General features: G+C 53.1%; 3 protein-coding genes. 2 read left to right on the top strand and 1 reads right to left on the bottom strand.

Annotated features, from left to right (window positions below):
* Positions 1-382: winged helix domain-containing protein (locus ABYW01_RS17475; RefSeq protein WP_372835228.1), on the top strand; the 382-nt coding region annotated here is incomplete at its 5' end.
* Between the two features lie 25 nt (positions 383-407).
* On the opposite strand, the gene ABYW01_RS17470 is transcribed toward ABYW01_RS17475, so the two are convergent.
* Positions 408-1,379 (bottom strand): LysR substrate-binding domain-containing protein, encoded by a 972-nt coding sequence (locus tag ABYW01_RS17470; RefSeq protein WP_372835226.1) that lies wholly within the window; start codon positions 1,377-1,379, stop codon positions 408-410.
* 199 nt (positions 1,380-1,578) lie between these two features.
* On the opposite strand from ABYW01_RS17470, the gene ABYW01_RS17465 reads away from it, so the two are divergent.
* A complete protein-coding gene (locus tag ABYW01_RS17465) occupies positions 1,579-3,174 on the top strand; it encodes an isocitrate lyase (RefSeq protein ID WP_372835224.1) in 1,596 nt (531 codons plus the stop codon).
* Positions 3,175-3,254 lie beyond the last annotated feature (80 nt).

Genomic DNA, 3,254 nt, shown 5'->3' with positions numbered 1-3,254 from the left:
CGATATCTTCAACCGCTATCTGAACGACGAGTCTCAACTGGCGACCTGGCTGGGACAATACGTGACTGATCCGAAATACCCGGATCTAGAACAGCAGCCAGAAGATGAGATCTCACTTGAACAAATCAAGGGAGCGCTGGAAGACGGCGATCTGCTACTGACCCGTAACGAAGGCAGCCGTTTCTCCTACTACCAGATTGCCGACAACAAAGTGATTCTCTTTGCCGACGGCACAAGCTTCGAGTGCGAAGGCCCGACCTGCGCACTGGCAACCAGCCTCTGCCAGAATGTGAATATCGTGATCAACCAGGGCGACTGGTCAGATCAGGCCCTGCAGATTCTGGTGAGCCTGCTCAATCAGGGTTCCGTTTATTGCGAATAAACCAGCCTCGCTCCTGCTGCCGGTGTTAGCTCTTTGCACCACCGGCAGCAGCTTCCTCTTCTACCGCCTTCGCCACCTCTACTATTGTCCTTCTGAGCCATTTGTGGGCGCTGTTACGCTGCAACAGCGGACTCCAGGCCATCTTCAGCTCAAACAGCGGTATCTCGAAAGGAGGCGCTTTTAACACAATACCCGCATTACCTTCCTGCGCCTGCAGTGCGGCTTTACTTGGGATAGTCACAATCAACGATTTGGACTCAGCCAACTGACAAGCCGACTGGTAGTGGCGGGTAAACACCGAGATATGACGCTGACAGCCGATTCGCGCCAAGGCCTCATCCACCCAGCCAAGACGTTTAGTGTCTTTAGGGGTAAGCCCCAAGCCCGCCCCCATACCGGTCTTGCTGACCCACACATGATTGCCCTGCAGATAACTATCTAAAGTAAAGTCTTCGACAATCGGATTGTCGGCGCTTAACAGGCAGGAAAAACTGTCACACCACAGAGTGACCTGATGGAAAGACTGCGGCATCGAATCAAAACGGTTAATGACCAGATCCACCTGGCCGCGCTCCACTTCCAGAAAGCTCATGTCACTTGGAGTCAGAATGTCCAGCACAACGTCCGGAGCTTCGACATGAAGGCGATCCAACAGCCTTGGCAGAAGCGTAGCTTCACCGTAGTCACTAGTCATGATACGAAATACACGGTCACTGGAGGCGGCATCAAAATCCGTACTGGGCTCCACCGCCTGCTCGATCACCGCCAGGACTTCACGGATCATCGGTTGCAACTCCCGGGCGCGCTCGGTTGGCACCATCCCCTCACTGGTCCGCACAAGCAACGGATCGTCAAAGGTTTCGCGTAAACGCCGCAAGCCGTTACTCATCGCAGGCTGCGTAATACCCAGGATACTAGCCGACTTGGTCACGTTACGTTCTCGCAGCAACACATCCAAATACACCAACAGATTAAGATCAACCCGTTCAAGATTCATATATAACGCCCTTTTCGAGACCAATTCATCCGTTCATAACCATTTGGAATACATTGAACCAATGTACCACATTCACAAGAATGATACCCAAGATAACCGGCATTTATTTCATTTATACCTCGTCTCACACTAATATGGGTCGTGTTCCCGAATTGAGCAGCCGCAACACAGGCCGCCACATAATTATTAAGGATTTGCCATGTCTACATTGAACAAAGATATCGAAAGTATCGCTGCGCTGAAGGCCGAAGCAGGTAGCCCTTGGGATGCGATCAACCCAGAATCTGCTGCACGCATGCGTGCTCAGAACAAATTCAAAACAGGCCTGGATATCGCTAAGTACACTGCCGGTATCATGCGCCGTGACATGGCTGAGTTCGACAAAGACAAAACCAAGTACACCCAGTCCCTGGGCTGCTGGCACGGTTTTGTAGGTCAGCAGAAGCTGATCTCCATCAAGAAGCACTTCGGGTCTACTGAACGTCGCTACCTGTACCTGTCCGGCTGGATGGTTGCTGCTCTGCGCTCCGACTTCGGTCCTCTGCCAGACCAGTCCATGCACGAGAAAACTGCAGTAGCCTCTCTGGTAGAAGAGCTGTACACCTTCCTGCGTCAGGCTGATGCACGTGAATTGGGCGGCCTGTTCCGTGAACTGGATAAAGCACGCGAAGCGGGCGATGCAGCGAAAGAAGCTGAAATCCAGGCGCAGATCGACAACCACGAAACGCACGTAGTACCTATCGTTGCTGACATCGATGCGGGTTTCGGTAACGCGGAAGCGACTTACCTGATGGCTAAGCAGATGATTGAAGCGGGCGCGTGCTGCCTGCAGATCGAAAACCAGGTAGCTGACGAGAAGCAGTGTGGTCACCAGGACGGTAAAGTAACCGTACCTCACGCTGACTTCCACGCGAAACTGCGCGCACTGCGTTACGCATTCCTGGAGCTGGGCGTGGATGACGGTGTGATCGTTGCACGTACCGACTCCGAAGGTGCTGGCCTGACTAAAGAGATCGCGGTTGTTCGCGAGCCAGGCGATCAGGGCGATGTTTACAACTCCTTCCTGGATTGCGAAGAAGTTGCGCCAGAAGACACTGCTGAAGGTGATGTACTGATCAGCCGCAACGGCAAGCTGGTTCGTCCTAAGCGTCTGCCTTCCGGTCTGTACCAGTTCCGTCAGGGCACCGGTCACGAGCGTTGCGTATTCGACTGCATCGAAGCGATCAACGCAGGTGCTGACCTGCTGTGGATCGAAACTGCAGTTCCAACCGTTCATGAAATCAAAGGCATGATGGACGAAGTACGTAAAGTACACCCAGATGCAAAACTGGTGTACAACAACTCTCCATCTTTCAACTGGACGCTGAACTTCCGTCAGCAGACTTACGATGCATGGGCAGCTGAAGGTAAGGACGTATCCGCTTACGACCGTGACAACCTGATGTCCGCTGAGTACGACGACTCCGAACTGTCTGCAGCAGCTGACGCTCGCGTTCGCACCTTCCAGGCGGATACTGCTCGCGAAGCAAACGTATTCCACCACCTGATCACGCTGCCGACTTACCACACAACCGCTCTGTCTGTAGACAACCTGGCGAAAGACTACTTCGGTGAGAAAGCAATGCTGGGTTACGTTGAAGGCGTACAGCGTAAAGAGATCCGTCAGGGTATCGCATGTGTTAAACACCAGAACATGGCAGGTTCCGACCTGGGCGACGACCACAAAGAGTACTACGCGGGTGAGATGGCACTGAAAGCGGGCGGTGCGAAAAACACCTCTAACCAGTTCAGCTAAGCGTCTCCTCCAAGACGAAAAAAGGGTGCTTCGGCGCCCTTTTTGTTTTTCTATCTTTTCCCGACGGCAAGTTTGCTGTT

Origin of the sequence: Pontibacterium sp., assembly GCF_041587635.1 — a bacterium.
In the GTDB taxonomy this organism is placed as follows: Bacteria; Pseudomonadota; Gammaproteobacteria; order Pseudomonadales; family Balneatricaceae; genus Pontibacterium.
The sequence above is the reverse complement of the archived record's forward strand: the minus strand, read 5'-3'. Positions and strand labels throughout refer to the sequence as shown.